This window comes from Allobosea sp. 10L417 (assembly GCF_056395485.1).
In genome coordinates, this window is record NZ_JBFTJP010000004.1 from 221,285 (window position 1) to 234,460 (window position 13,176).

Annotated in this window: 13 protein-coding genes and 1 tRNA gene; 10 read left to right on the plus strand and 4 right to left on the minus strand. The window is 67.6% G+C overall.

The window, feature by feature from the left end:
* Positions 1-7: 7 nt before the first annotated feature.
* The 3 genes from AC1DE3_RS13395 to AC1DE3_RS13405 all read right to left on the minus strand — a co-directional run bounded on the left by AC1DE3_RS13395 (position 8) and on the right by AC1DE3_RS13405 (position 2,718).
* Entirely contained in the window at positions 8-757 is a 750-nt protein-coding gene (locus AC1DE3_RS13395; protein WP_476796989.1) for an amino acid ABC transporter ATP-binding protein, read from the minus strand.
* Positions 758-771: 14 nt separating this feature from the next.
* Positions 772-1,647, minus strand: a complete 876-nt coding sequence (locus AC1DE3_RS13400) for a substrate-binding periplasmic protein (protein ID WP_476796990.1) — start codon at positions 1,645-1,647, stop codon at positions 772-774.
* Between the two features lie 144 nt (positions 1,648-1,791).
* Entirely contained in the window at positions 1,792-2,718 is a 927-nt protein-coding gene (locus tag AC1DE3_RS13405; RefSeq protein ID WP_476779536.1) for a LysR family transcriptional regulator, read from the minus strand.
* A 178-nt stretch (positions 2,719-2,896) separates the two neighbouring features.
* On the opposite strand from AC1DE3_RS13405, the gene AC1DE3_RS13410 reads away from it, so the two are divergent.
* Genes AC1DE3_RS13410 through AC1DE3_RS13445 form a run of 8 tightly spaced genes read left to right on the plus strand, consistent with a single transcriptional unit; the run spans position 2,897 to position 11,143 of the window.
* Positions 2,897-3,994, plus strand: coding sequence for a DUF917 domain-containing protein (locus tag AC1DE3_RS13410; protein ID WP_476852438.1), 1,098 nt, complete (start codon positions 2,897-2,899; stop codon positions 3,992-3,994).
* Positions 3,995-4,045: 51 nt separating this feature from the next.
* Positions 4,046-5,395, plus strand: a complete 1,350-nt coding sequence (locus AC1DE3_RS13415) for a dihydroorotase (RefSeq protein ID WP_476796992.1) — start codon at positions 4,046-4,048, stop codon at positions 5,393-5,395.
* 5 nt (positions 5,396-5,400) lie between these two features.
* Entirely contained in the window at positions 5,401-6,645 is a 1,245-nt protein-coding gene (locus AC1DE3_RS13420) for a hydantoinase/carbamoylase family amidase (RefSeq protein ID WP_476796993.1), read from the plus strand.
* A 4-nt stretch (positions 6,646-6,649) separates the two neighbouring features.
* Entirely contained in the window at positions 6,650-7,312 is a 663-nt protein-coding gene (locus AC1DE3_RS13425) for a flavin reductase family protein (RefSeq protein ID WP_476796994.1), read from the plus strand.
* Positions 7,309-7,992, plus strand: a complete 684-nt coding sequence (locus AC1DE3_RS13430) for an aspartate/glutamate racemase family protein (RefSeq protein ID WP_476796995.1) — start codon at positions 7,309-7,311, stop codon at positions 7,990-7,992. Before AC1DE3_RS13425 ends, AC1DE3_RS13430 begins: the two co-directional genes overlap by 4 nt.
* 3 nt (positions 7,993-7,995) lie before the next feature.
* Positions 7,996-9,420, plus strand: coding sequence for an FAD-binding oxidoreductase (locus AC1DE3_RS13435; protein WP_476852439.1), 1,425 nt, complete (start codon positions 7,996-7,998; stop codon positions 9,418-9,420).
* 8 nt (positions 9,421-9,428) lie between these two features.
* Positions 9,429-10,358: a dihydrodipicolinate synthase family protein gene (locus AC1DE3_RS13440; RefSeq protein WP_476796997.1), complete on the plus strand. Its 930-nt coding sequence runs from the start codon at positions 9,429-9,431 to the stop codon at positions 10,356-10,358.
* On the plus strand, positions 10,358-11,143 hold the full coding sequence (locus tag AC1DE3_RS13445) for an SDR family oxidoreductase (protein WP_476796998.1): 786 nt from the start codon (positions 10,358-10,360) through the stop codon (positions 11,141-11,143). The genes AC1DE3_RS13440 and AC1DE3_RS13445 overlap by 1 nt, the downstream gene beginning before the upstream one ends.
* 201 nt (positions 11,144-11,344) lie before the next feature.
* Here AC1DE3_RS13445 and AC1DE3_RS13450 read toward each other — a convergent pair.
* Positions 11,345-11,419: transfer RNA gene (locus AC1DE3_RS13450), tRNA-Gly, on the minus strand.
* A 235-nt stretch (positions 11,420-11,654) separates the two neighbouring features.
* Here AC1DE3_RS13450 and AC1DE3_RS13455 point away from each other — a divergent pair.
* Positions 11,655-12,179 (plus strand): prolyl-tRNA synthetase associated domain-containing protein, encoded by a 525-nt coding sequence (locus tag AC1DE3_RS13455; RefSeq protein WP_476779545.1) that lies wholly within the window; start codon positions 11,655-11,657, stop codon positions 12,177-12,179.
* 81 nt (positions 12,180-12,260) lie between these two features.
* Positions 12,261-13,160 (plus strand): thioredoxin, encoded by a 900-nt coding sequence (gene trxA / locus AC1DE3_RS13460; RefSeq protein WP_476796999.1) that lies wholly within the window; start codon positions 12,261-12,263, stop codon positions 13,158-13,160.
* The last annotated feature ends 16 nt before the right edge of the window (positions 13,161-13,176 follow it).

Sequence of the window (13,176 nt, forward strand, 5' to 3'; positions counted from 1 at the left end):
GTGCCCGTCAGCCGTGCGAGCGCATCACGAAGTCGCGGATGCGCTGGTGCTGCGGGTTGACGAGGATCTCCTGCGGCGTGCCCTCGGACAGGATCGCGCCATGGTCCATGAAGACAACGCGGTCGGCGACATCGCGCGCGAACTTCATCTCATGCGTCACCACGATCATGGTCATGCCCATCTCCTTGGTGCGGACCATGACGTTGAGCACTTCGCCGACAAGCTCGGGGTCGAGCGCCGAGGTCGGCTCGTCGAAGAGCATGACCTGCGGCTCCAGCGCCATGGCGCGGGCGATGCCGACCCGCTGCTGCTGCCCGCCGGACAACTCGGCCGGATAGGCATCGGCCTTGTGGGCGAGGCCGACGACCTCGAGATGGTGGCGCGCCTTGCGCTCGGCCTCCTCCTTGCCGAGGCCGACGACCTTGCGCAGCGCCAGCATCACGTTCCCCAGCGCTGTCTTGTGCGGGTAGAGATGGATGCCCTGGAAGACCATGCCGATCCGGCGGCGCAGGAGATTGAGGTCCACCTTCGGACCGGTGATCTCCTGCCCACCGACGCGGATCGCGCCCGCCGTCGGTTCCTCCAGCCGGTTGATGCAGCGCAGGCAAGTGCTCTTGCCCGAACCGGAGGAGCCGACGATCACGACGGCCTCGCCCTTGCCGACCTTGAGATCGACACCGCGCAGGACCTCGACATTGCCGAAGCTCTTGCGCAGCCCCTCGATCGAAACGATCGTCTCAGGGAGCGTGGCCGTCATGGCGGGCTGCGACGTCACTTGCACGCGGCCTTGTGCTCTGTCGCGTCATAGCCCTCGAAGCCCGGCGCGCCGGTGCCCGGATAGACCGTCGCAGTCGAGGATGCCGCCTCCGGCTTCACGCCGAACCACTTCTCGTGGATCTTGGCCAGAGTGCCGTCGGTCTTCATGCACTCCAGCGCGACTTCGACCTGGGCGCGGAAAGCGGCGTCCTCCTTGCGGAAGGCGATGCCGAAATTGCGGCCGCCGTCGAGAACGAAGGGCACTTCGGCCATCGGCGTCTGGGTCGCGACATAGCGCGAGACCGGCGCATCGGCGACATTGGCGAAGGCACGGCCGATCATGACGGCCTGCACGGCGTCGGCGTTCTTGTTGTAGCGCTGGATGGTGTAGCCGTATTTGGCCTCGTTATCGGTCAGCCACTTGTCCGAGATCGAGCCGTTATTGACGGAAAGGGCCTTGCCTTTCAGGTCGTCGAGACCGGCGATCTTGCCGCCCTTCTTGACGAGGAAGCCGAGGCCCGTCGGCATATAGGGCTCGCTGAACAGCATCTGCGCCGCGCGCTCGGTCGTGATGTTCGTCGGCGCCGGGATCATCTCGTAGCGCTTGGAGAACAAACCGGCGAAGATCGCCGAGAAGTTCGAATCCGTCACATCGACGCCGGGGCGGCCGAGCTTCTGGGCGATCGCGGCGGACATGTCGTAGGTGAAGCCGGTCGTTTCGCCGCTCGGCGTCTTGAAGCAGAAGGGCGCGAAGCCGAGATCGCAGGCTACTTTCAGCTTCTCGTTCTGCGGATGGTCGGCATCCTCGGCCATGGCCGGCATGGCGATGAGCGCGGCCAACGCCACGCCCCTGACGGCGGCGCGCGCCATCCCGATCGAATTCAGTTTCATGCTTCCCGCTCCCGTTATGCGACGGCCATGCCGTGATCGTTGCGCCCCTGTTCCTGCAACAATCCGGCCACGTCTGGAGCGAAACCTAACAGGGCGAAATCATGCCCTGCCAATTATTTGTTGTCGGGTTTCCATAACATGATGTTAAGCGCCCTCGGCCGGCTCGGCGTCCTTGCCCTTGGGCATAGGCGGCACCAGACCGCGCAAAATGTCGACGAAAGCGTTCGCCGTGCGCGAAAGCGGCTCGAAACGCGGCGTCAGCAGATGCGCGCGCACCCGCGTCTTGGGCGCCAGCGGGCGCGACACCAGCTCCGGCCATGTCCGCCCGCGCAGCACGAACTCGTCGACGACGGCGATGCCGGCGCCCGCCCGCACCATCGCACAGGCGACCGGCGTGAAGCGGACGACGGTGCTGATCCTGAGAGGCGCCGCTTTCAGCGCGAGCGCGCGCCCGACGACGTCGCCATAAGGCGTCTGCGGCCCGAAGCCGATCAGTGGATAGGGCACGAGATCGGCCGGGCGGATGACGCGCAGCCGCGCCAGCGCATGATCGCGCGGCATGATCACCATCAGGCGACCTTCGGTCAGAATTTCCATATCGAGCGTCGGCTCATCGATCGGCAGGATCGAGACGCCGAGATCGGCCCGACCGCTGACGATCTTGGCGACGATTTCCAGCAACGTCAGCACCTCGAACTCGACGCGCAGATCCGGGAAACGCTCGCGCAGGCGGGCGATGGCATCGGGCACAAGCGCTTGGCCGACGCTCGGGCTCGCGACGATCCGCACCGAGCCGGTGCCGCGCTCGCGCAGTTCGTCGGCCAACTCGTTGACCCGGACCACGCCCTGATGGACCTGGTCGACCTCCTGGAACAGCCGGCGCGCTTCCGGCGTCGGTTGCACGCGCCCTCGCACGCGCTCGAACAGGCGCAGCGCCAGCCGGTCCTCGGTATAGGCCAGCAGGCGGCTGATTGCCGGCTGGGAGACCGAGAGCAGCCGGGCGGCGCCGCTGATCGAGCCGGTGATCATGATGGCCCGGAAAACTTCGATCTGCCGGAGATTGAGGCGCATGAGGATAACATCCGTTTATGGTCGGCCGCATAATAAGCATGATTCATTTCGCGCATAGCGCTCTAAGTTCGATCTCGTGCCGGCAACGACCGGTTCGCGACAGAGCATTGCGCGAAAGAGTGGGAACCGGTTTTTCGCTTAAGCAATGCTCTCGACTTGTGCGGGACGAGGCCGGCCGATGAAGCGCTTTCTGACGATCAGGGATGTCGAGGCCGCGGTAGCCGGCGGGTCGGTCTTCGCGGCGGGCGGAGGCGGCTGGGCCGATCACGGCCGCATGCTCGGCACCGCAGCCGTCAATACCGGCAAGCCCGAGCTCGTCACCATGGACGAGATTCCCGACGACGCGATCATCGCCACCGCCGCCGCCATCGGCGCGCCCGCCGGCACGACCGAATGGGAGATGTGGGGCATCGACTACGTCAAGGCGGTGCAGCTCCTGCAGGAGGCGTTGGGCAAGCCGATCTACGGCCTGATCATCGGCCAGAACGGCATGTCGAGCACGCTGAATGCCTGGCTCCCCAGCGCGATCCTCGGCGTGAAGGTGGTCGATGCGGTCGGCGACATCCGCGCCCATCCCACCGGGGACATGGGCTCGATCGGCCTCGCTAACAGCCCGGAAGCGACGATCCAGGTCGCGGTCGGCGGCAATCGCGCGAAGAACCAGTATATCGAACTGGTGACGCGCGGCGCGACGGCCAAGGTCTCGCCGATCCTGCGCACGGCGTCTGACATGTCCGGCGGCTTCATCGCCTCCTGCCGCAATCCTGTCTCGGCTGCCTATGTGCGCAAGAACGCCGCGCTCGGCGGCATCTCGATGGCGCTGGCGCTGGGCGAGCGCATCCTCGATGCCAAGCCGAAGGGCGGTACGGCCGTCATCGACGCCATCTGCGACCAGACCGGCGGCTCGATCATCGCGCGCGGCCCGGTTGCCAAGAAAGATGTGCGCTACACCAACGAGGCCTTCGACATCGGCACGATCCAGGTCGGAGCCGGCGCAGCCGCACGCGTCATCCATGTCATGAACGAGTACATGGCCGTCACCGATCTCGATGGCGCCCGGCACGCCTGCTTCCCGGACGTGATCACCACCCTCGGCTCCGACGGCCAGCCGGTCAGCGCCGGCCATGTCCGCGAGGGCATGGAGCTTTCGGTGCTGCGCGTGCCCAAAAGCAAGATCCCGCTGAGCTCCAGCGTGACCGATCCCAGCGTCTATCCGATCGTCGAGAAGGCGCTCGGCATGAATTTCACCGACTACGCGCTCGGCCGCGCAGACTAGTCGGCGCTCGCCCTTCCGCACACCCCGCAGGATCGACCGGATACCCCGACCATGAGCGATTTCGATCTCGTCCTCCGCGGCAACATCGTGCTGTCCGACCGGATCATCGAGGACGGCTATGTCGCCGTCACCGGTGGCAAGATCAGCAAGGTCGGGTCCGGCGCGCCGCCCTCGGCTCGCGAGACCCAGGATTTCCGGGGCCAGTGGATCATGCCGGGCGTCATCGACGGCCAGGTCCATTCCGGCAGCCAGGCCGACCACGAGGGCATCGGCATGTGCTCGCGCGCGGCGGCGGCCGGCGGCGTCACCGTCATGGTCGACATGCCCTATGACGAGCCGGAGCCCGTCACCAGCGCCAAGCTCTTCAACGAGAAGGTCGCGGTGGTCGAGCGCGACGCCCATGTCGATGTCGCGCTTTACGCCACGATCACCATCGAGAACGGCCTCCATGCCATTCCCGGGCTGGTCGAGGCCGGCGCCTGCGCCTTCAAGTTCTCGACCTTCGAGGCCAATCCGACGCGCTTTCCGCGTATCGGCGACGACACGCTCTACGAAGCCTTCAAGTTGATCGAGCCGACCGGCCTGCTCTGCGGCGTCCACAACCAGGACCAGGAGATGACCCGGCGCAATATCGCGAGGCTGATCGAAGCCGGCGATACCGGCCCCGACGCTTTCCTACGCGCCCATACCCCGCTGATCGAGAACCTCGCCACCGCCCGCATCTACGAGATCGGTGCCGAGACGGGCGCGCGCGCCCACGCCGTCCACGTCTCGACCTCGCGCGGTTTCGAGATCTGCAACATGTACAAGCGCGCGGGCACCAAGGCGACGGTCGAGAGCTGCGTGCAGTACTTCATGCTCAATGCCGAGGAGCACGGCCCACGCTTCGGCGCCAAGATCAAGCACTATCCGCCGATCCGCCCGAAGGCCGAGAGCGACCTGCTCTGGAGCCACCTCGCCGCCGGCCATTGCGACTTCATCTCGTCCGACCACGTCTCCTGGGGTCTGGAGAAGAAGGGCGATCCGATGATCTTCAAGAACACCTCGGGCGGTCCGGGCATCGAGACGCTGCTGCCGGCGCTCTGGACCGGCTGCGAGGAGCACGGGCTTTCGCCGACCATCGTGGTGAAGCAGCTCTGCGAGGGGCCGGCCAAGGCCTTCCTGCTCGCCGACAAGGGCCGGCTCGAAGCCGGCGCCGATGCCGACATCACCGTGCTGGAGCCCGGCCGCTTCATCCACGACCCGAGCAAGAGCCTCGCGGCGGTGAAGTGGAGCTCCATGGAGGGCCGCGAGTTCCGCGTCCGCGTCGCCGCAACTTACGTGCGCGGCCAGCTCGCCTGGGATGGCCAGCAGATCCGCAACAAGGCCGGCGACGGCCGCTTCCTGCGCCCGGCGGCGTGACCGCCATGGCGATCGATCAGGACCGGCTCTGGCGGCGCATCGAGGCGCTCTCTGGGATTACCGACCCGGAGCGTCCGTGGACGCGCCGTTCCTTCACCTCGCGCTTCCTCGAAGGACGAGAATGGCTAGCCGCGGAGTTCCGCGAGGCCGGGCTGGAAACAGAGCTCGACGCCGCCGGCAACCTGATCGGCCGGCTCGCGGGCGCCGATCCCACGCTGAAGCCGATCCTGATCGGCTCGCATTCGGACACTGTGCCCTCCGGCGGCCGTTATGACGGCATCCTCGGCGTGCTCGCCGCGCTGGAGGTGGCGCAGAGCTTCAGCGAGCGTGGCGACAGGCTGCGCCACACGCTGGAGGTCGTCGATTTCCTCGCGGAGGAGCCGAGCGAATTCGGCCTCTCCTGTATCGGCAGCCGCGCGCTCGCAGGCGCCCTGAACGAGCAGCATCTCGCCCTCGCCCGCCCGGACGGCATGACATTGCGCGAGGGCATCGCCTTCGTCGGCGGGCGGCCCGAGGAATTGGCCTCCGTCAAGCGCACTGCCGGCGACGTCGCGGCCTATGTCGAAGTCCATATCGAGCAGGGCCGCGTGCTCGAAAATGAGCGCATCCCGGTCGGCATCGTCTCCGACATCGTCGGCATCCGCCGCGAGCGCATCACCGTGACCGGCCGGGCCGACCATGCCGGCGCGACGCCGATGCCGCTCCGGGCCGACGCGTTGGTCGGCGCCGCGAGGCTGGTCGAGGCCGCCTATAAACGGGCGCTCGCGACCGCGCGCGACAACCAGCCGCTGGTCGCCACCTTCGGGCGCATCGAAGTCAGCCCCAATGCAGCGAATGCCGTCCCCGGCGAGGCCGTGCTGACGCTGGAAGTCCGCTCCGGCAACGAAGCGGCGGTGAAGACCTTTGGCGAAGCGCTGGTGCGCGACCTCCGCCCTGCCCTTGAGGAGTTGCGCCTCACCATCGCGGTCGAGCCGATCAGCCATGTCGCGCCAACGGCCTGTGCGCCTGAAATCCGTTCGGCCATCGCCAATGCCGCGACCTCGCTCGGGCTCGCCACGCGCGACCTGCCGAGCGGCGCCGGGCATGACGGTGTGCAAATCGCCCATATCGGTCCGGTCGGCATGATCTTCGTGCCCTGCCTCGACGGGCGCAGCCATGCGCCCGAGGAATCGATCACGCCCGAGCAGGCCGGAGACGGCGCCCGCGTGCTGGCCGAGACCGTGCGTCTGCTCGATGTGAGCCTGGGCTGAGCCGATGGACTGGGCTGCGGGCGACCTCAAGGAACGCGATCTCTACAAGCTGCTCGTCAACACCGTGCTGCCGCGCCCGATCGCGCTCGTCACCACCGTCGATGCGCAAGGGCGCGCCAACGCCGCGCCCTTCAGCTTCTTCAACGTCTTCAGCCACGCGCCACCGCTGGTCGTGCTCGGCATCGAGGGGCGTGATGGCGCGGTTTCGCCGCTGAAGGATACGATGCGGAACATCCGCGACACCGGCAGCTTCGTCGTCAATCTCGTCGATCGTGCCATGGTCGAGGCGATGCAGGTCTGCGCGATCGACTTTCCCGGCGAGGTCGACGAGATCGAGGCCGCTGGGCTCACGACCGCGCCGAGCGCCGCGATTGCAGCGCCGCGGCTCGCCGCCTCCCCCGTCCAGCTCGAATGCCGCGAGACGGTCTCGCTCTCGCTCGGCACGCGGCATCGCAATCTCGTCGTCGGCGAGATCGTCCATCTCCACATCCGCGACGGCATCGTCGACGAGCGCCTGCATGTCGATGTCGACAAGCTCGACCTCGTCGGCCGCCTGCATGGCGCCGACTGGTATGTCGGGCTGCGCGATCGTTTCCAGGCTCCGCGCCAAACGCTCGCAGGCTGGCGCGAACGGACGCGGTCCACCCCGGAAGGAGAGGCGTCGTGAGCGGCACGATCTACGTCATCAATCCCAATTCGACCGAACGCGTGACGCGGGAGATCGACGTCGCCGTCGCGCCGCTGCGCATGGCCGGCGGACCCGCCATCGAATGCCTGACTCTGGCCGAGGGACCGCCCGGCATCCAGTCCCAGCGCGATATCGACGGGCTGATCCCGGCCCTGCTGAAGCGCGCCGCCGGGCTGGAGAACGAGGCGGCGGCTTTCGTCGTCGCCTGCTTCTCCGATCCCGGCATGCATGCGCTGCGCGAGCAAAGCGAGAAGCCGGTGCTCGGCATCGCCGAATCCGGCGTGCTGACGGCGCTGACGCTGGGCCAGCGCTTCGGCATCGTCGCCATGCTCCAGAACTCGATCCCGCGCCATCTGCGCTATCTCGGCGCGATGGGGATGACGGACCGCTTCGCCGGCGACCTGCCGGTAAACCTCACCATCGCCGAGATGGCCGACGACGAACTCACGCTTGGCCGCATGATCGGCGTCGGCCGCAGCCTGCGCGATACGCATCATGCCGATGTGCTGGTCATGGGCTGCGCCGGCATGGCGCGCTTCCGCGAGCCGCTGGAGCAGGAACTGGGCATTCCCGTCGTCGAGCCGACGCAAGCCGCGGTGACGATGGCGATCGGGCGCGTGCGTTTGGGCTGGGGCGGGCGCCCCCTTCGCAAAGGCTGAACCATGGACGATCTGATCGCCGAACTCGCCGGGGTTCTCGGCGAGGCGAATGTCTTCGTCACCCCAGAGGACCAGGCGCCTTTCCTCACCGACTGGCTCGGCAAATATCATGGCGCCGCGCGAGCCGTCATTCGGCCGGGCTCGACCGAGGAGGTCGCCGCCGCGATGCGTCTCTGCGCCCGCCACGCCGCGCCCGTCGTTCCCCAGGGCGGCAACACCAGCATGTCGGGCGGTGCGACGCCGGATGAAACCGGCAAGGCCGTCGTCCTCTCGCTCGCACGGCTGAACAGCATTCGCGACATCGACGCTGTCGGCAACACGATCACGGTCGATGCCGGCGTAATTCTGGCGAAGGTGCAGCAGGCGGCCGACGCAGCCGGGCGCTTCTTCCCGCTCAGCCTCGGCGCCGAGGGCAGCTGCACCATCGGCGGAAACCTCGCCGCCAATGCCGGCGGCGTCGCCGTGCTGCGCTACGGCACCATGCGCGAACTCACGCTGGGCCTGGAGGTCGTCCTCGCCGATGGCCGCGTCTGGGACGGGCTGACGGCGCTGCGCAAGGACAATACCGGTTACGCCCTGCGCGATCTCTTCATCGGCTCGGAAGGCACGCTCGGCGTCATCACCGGAGCGGTGCTCAAGCTCTTCGCCCGACCGCATGCCCGCGCCAGCGCATTCGTTGCCGTTGCGGACGCTGCCGCCGCTCTCTCGCTCCTTGGCGCGGTGCGAGACCGCTGCGGCGACCGGCTGACGGCCTTCGAGTTCATGACCGGCGATTGCCTGTCGCTGATCCTGCGCCATATCGGCGACGCGCGCCTGCCGCTCGCAGCGATGCCGCCGGCTGCCGTGCTGATCGAGCTCTCCGGCCAGGACGATGAATCCGGACTGCGCGAACGTCTCGAAGCGGCGCTCGCCGACGGCATTGAGGCGGGTCTCGTGCTCGACGCCGCCATCGCGCAGGACGGCGCGCAGGCCAAGGCGTTCTGGCGCATCCGCGAGGGCGTGTCGGAAGCGCTGGTGCGCGAAGGCAAGGCCGCCAAGCACGACGTCTCGATGCCGGTCTCCGCCATGGCCGATTTCGTCGCCGCGGCCGATGCCGCCCTCCACGCCGTGGCGCCCGGGATCAGGCCGATCGTCTTCGGCCATCTTGGCGACGGCAACCTGCACTACAACCTCTTGCCGGCCGAGGGACAGGATCCCGCAGCCTTCGCGGCACTTGCACCCGAACTCACCCGCATCGTCCACGACGAGATCGGCCGGCGTCGCGGCTCGATCAGCGCCGAGCACGGCATCGGCCAATTGCGCGTCTCCGAGATGCCGCGGCGCAAGGCGCCGCTGGAACTCGAACTGATGCACCAGCTCAAGCACCTGCTCGATCCGGCAGGTCTGCTCAATCCCGGCAAGCTTCTGCCGCCATCCACCAAGAACTGAGGACGATCATGGCTCTGCTCGATGAAACCGCTGAGGGCGTTTACGTCATCGCGGTGACGCCCTTCACCGAAACCGGCGCGCTCGACCTCGACAGCACCGACCGCATGGTCGATTTCTATCTGGAGAAGGGCGCGACCGGCCTCACCGTGCTCGGCATGATGGGCGAAGCACCCAAGCTGACCGCCGACGAAGCCCGCATCTTCGTGCGCCGCGTGCTGGCGCGGGTGCAGGGCCGCGTCCCGGTCGTCGCCGGCGTCTCCGCGCCCGGCTTCGCAGCGATGCGCGAGCTCAGCGACAGCGTGATGGATGACGGCGCCGCCGGCGTCATGGTCGCACCGCCCTCCAACCTGCGCACCGACGACCAGATCGCCTCCTACTACGCCATGGTAGCCGAGACGCTGGGGCCGAAGACGCCCTTCGTCCTGCAGGATTTCCCGCTGGTCACCCAGGTTCAGATCACCCCGGCGGTGATCCTCAAGATCGTCGCTGCCCATCCCAGCTGCGTCATGCTCAAGCATGAGGACTGGCCGGGCCTGGCCAAGATTTCTGCTCTGCGCGCGGCCAGCGACCAGGGCGGCCGGCGCATCTCGATCCTCGTCGGCAATGGCGGGATGTTCCTGCCGGAAGAGCTCTCGCGCGGCGCCGACGGCGCCATGACCGGCTTCGCCTATCCCGAGATGATGGTCGATGTCTGGAAGGCGCATGCCGCCGGCAACGTCGAGCGGGCGCATGACCTGTTCGACGCCTATCTGCCGCTCGCTCGCTACGAGCAGCAGCCCGGCCTCGGCCTCGCCATCCGCAAGCACATCCTGGCGAAGCGCGGCGCCATCGCCTCCGGCGCGCTCCGCAAGCCCGGCGGAGCATTGTCGAAGGCCGATATCGCCGATATCGAGCGGCTCATCGCGCGGCAGGAACTGCGCCTGAAGGAGATCGGCTGATGGATCTGGGACTTGTCGGAAAGCGCGCGCTCGTGCTGGGCGCCAGCCGCGGCCTCGGCGCGGCGATCGCACGGACGCTCGCCGCGGAAGGCGCGACCGTGATCGCCGCAGCCCGCAGCGCCGATGTGACGGAAAGCTGGATCGCCGGCCTGCCGCCGGACCAGCGCGGCCGCGTCAGCGCCGTCAAGCTCGATCTCGCCGATCTTGCTTCGGTCGACGCACTCTCCGACCGCCTCGTCGCGGAAGGCGGGGTCGACATCCTGATCGGCAATTCCGGCGGCCCGCCGCCCGGCGAGGCGCGGGACGCCAAGCGCGACGACTGGCTGAAGCATTTCGAAGGCATGGCCGCGAATCTCTTCCATCTGACGCAGCGCATGCTGCCCGGCATGGCGGAGCGCGGCTGGGGTCGCATCGTCACCATCGCTTCCTCCGGCGTCGAACAGCCGATCCCGCGCCTCGCTCTCTCCAACGGCATCCGCGCCGCCGTGATCGGCTGGTCGAAGACCCTCGCCTCGGAGGTCGCCGGTAGTGGCGTCACGGTCAACGTCGTCCTGCCCGGCCGCATCCACACCGAGCGCGTCGACCAGCTCGACGATGCCGCGGCCACACGCAGCGGCGGGACACGCGATTCCGTCGCGCAGGCGTCGATGGCGACGATCCCGGCCGGGCGCTACGGCAAGCCGCAGGAATTCGCCGATGTCGTCACCTTCCTCGCCAGCGAGCGGGCAAGCTACGTGACCGGCGCGAAGATCCGCATCGATGGCGGCCTGATCAGAGGCATCTGAGTGCGCCCGTCTGCGTCAGCGACAAGAGCGCTGGCGCAGATTCAAGGACATGACGCCCCCATATCGGTCGGCGGGATGGCATATCGGTGGCTCGTCGCCGGCACAGGCGCGAATGGCCTCACCCGCCCCGACACAGCGCCCAAAAAGCAAAAAGCGCCGGAAGATCCGACGCTTGCATGCTTCTCAAGGCTTGAGATTGTCTGGAGCGGGCGAAGGGATTCGAACCCTCGACCCCAACCTTGGCAAGGTTGTGCTCTACCCCTGAGCTACACCCGCATCCGAGACAGTCGCGCCGTGGCGGCGCGGTCGGGTTATTGCCCCAAAGCGCGGCGGAGCGCAAGCACCTGGCGAAAGTTTTTTGCCGGCCGTTGATAACTGCCCCACCGACAGGGCAGCTTGCCGTCGGCCAGAGGCGAGGCTAGGCATCCCAAATAGCACCGCCTCCCGCTCCAGCGGCGGATAAGCGCCATGCCCGACCTGTTCCGACGCTTGCGACCACCGGCTTGCCATGATGAACACGCCCATCACGCCCGCTCAGCTCTGCCAACATCTGTCCGAGCGCGGCATCGCCTTCCACCGCACCGATCATCCAGCCGTGTTCACCGTGGCCGAAACGGCGCCGCACCGCGACGAGATGATCGGCCACCACACCAAGAACCTGTTCCTCAAGGACAAGAAGGGGCGGCTGTTCCTGGTCTCGGCCGAGGCTCACGCGCGCATCGATCTCAAGCGGCTGCACGAGACGATCGGCGCCAGCGGCCGGCTCTCCTTCGGCTCCGCCGAGCTCTTGATGGAGAAGCTCGGCGTCACGCCGGGCTCGGTCACCGCCTTCGCCGTGGTCAACGACCGTGCCTGCGACGTCACCATGGTGCTGGATGCCAATCTGATGACCGGCGAGGACGTCAACTTCCACCCGCTGATCAATACGGCCACGCTCAGGGTCGGCCGCGACGATTTCCTCGCTTTCCTCAGGCAGACCGGCCATGACCCGCTGATCGTCGATTTGCCCGTCCCGCCCGATGGACAGAACGGCTGAAGCATCCCATCTATGGGGCAACTGCGCAGGCGCCCGTTCCGGCGCGCCGGCGCCTCTACGAAGCATCACGAAGGGCGACCCATGCTGGTCAATGGCGAGGCGGCCGAGCAACCCGGCCTGATCAAGGACACCACGACGCAGGGCTTCCGCGAGGACGTCATCGCCGAATCGATGAAGCAGCCGGTGCTGATCGATTTCTGGGCGCCCTGGTGCGGCCCCTGCAAGCAGCTCACCCCCGTCATCGAGAAGGTGGTCAAGGCTGCCGGCGGCAAGGTCAAGCTCGTCAAGATGAACATCGACGATCACCCGCAGATTCCCGGCCAGCTCGGCATCCAGTCGATTCCGGCCGTCATCGCCTTCAAGCAGGGCCAGCCCATCGACGGCTTCATGGGCGCCCAGCCGGAAAGCCAGGTGAAGGCCTTCATCGAGCGCCTCGTCGGCCCGATGGGCCCCGGCGCGACGGAGGAACTGATCACGGCTGCGCAGGCCGCCATCGAGGCCGGCGACCCGGCCGGCGCCAGCGAGCTCTATGCCGGCGTGCTGCAGGTGGAGCCTGACAATCTCGCCGCCATCGCCGGGCTGTCGCGGCTGCATCTCGACAACGGCGATATCGAAGGCGCCAAGGGCATCCTCGCCATGGCACCGCAGGACAAGGCTGCGGACCCGGCCATCACGGCCCTGCGCGCCGCGATCGAACTCGCCGAGCAGGCTGCCTCGCTCGGCGACACCGCCGAGCTCGAGGCGAAGGTCGCGGCCAATACGAAGGATCATCAGGCCCGCTTCGATCTGGCGCTGGCGTTGAATGCCCGCGACAGGCGCGACGAGGCGGTCGACCATCTGATCGCCATCATCGGGGCCGACAGGAAGTGGAACGATGATGGCGCGCGCAAGCAGCTCCTGCAGTTCTTCGAGGCCTGGGGCCCGATGGACGACGCGAGCGTCGCCGGCCGCCGCAAGCTGTCGACCTTGTTGTTCTCCTGACCGCCGAGAGGACGGA

Excerpts from the sequence above, each read along its gene's own strand:
- AC1DE3_RS13420 (WP_476796993.1), top strand. The coding sequence starts at position 5,401 with ATGGCGATCGATCAGGACCGGCTCTGGCGGCGCATCGAGGCGCTCTCT.
- AC1DE3_RS13395 (WP_476796989.1), bottom strand. The coding sequence starts at position 757 with ATGACGGCCACGCTCCCTGAGACGATCGTTTCGATCGAGGGGCTGCGC.
- AC1DE3_RS13425 (WP_476796994.1), top strand. The coding sequence starts at position 6,650 with ATGGACTGGGCTGCGGGCGACCTCAAGGAACGCGATCTCTACAAGCTG.
- AC1DE3_RS13435 (WP_476852439.1), top strand. The coding sequence starts at position 7,996 with ATGGACGATCTGATCGCCGAACTCGCCGGGGTTCTCGGCGAGGCGAAT.
- AC1DE3_RS13400 (WP_476796990.1), bottom strand. The coding sequence starts at position 1,647 with ATGAAACTGAATTCGATCGGGATGGCGCGCGCCGCCGTCAGGGGCGTG.
- trxA (WP_476796999.1), top strand. The coding sequence starts at position 12,261 with ATGCTGGTCAATGGCGAGGCGGCCGAGCAACCCGGCCTGATCAAGGAC.
- AC1DE3_RS13415 (WP_476796992.1), top strand. The coding sequence starts at position 4,046 with ATGAGCGATTTCGATCTCGTCCTCCGCGGCAACATCGTGCTGTCCGAC.
- AC1DE3_RS13405 (WP_476779536.1), bottom strand. The coding sequence starts at position 2,718 with ATGCGCCTCAATCTCCGGCAGATCGAAGTTTTCCGGGCCATCATGATC.
- AC1DE3_RS13410 (WP_476852438.1), top strand. The coding sequence starts at position 2,897 with ATGAAGCGCTTTCTGACGATCAGGGATGTCGAGGCCGCGGTAGCCGGC.
- AC1DE3_RS13455 (WP_476779545.1), top strand. The coding sequence starts at position 11,655 with ATGAACACGCCCATCACGCCCGCTCAGCTCTGCCAACATCTGTCCGAG.
- AC1DE3_RS13440 (WP_476796997.1), top strand. The coding sequence starts at position 9,429 with ATGGCTCTGCTCGATGAAACCGCTGAGGGCGTTTACGTCATCGCGGTG.
- AC1DE3_RS13445 (WP_476796998.1), top strand. The coding sequence starts at position 10,358 with ATGGATCTGGGACTTGTCGGAAAGCGCGCGCTCGTGCTGGGCGCCAGC.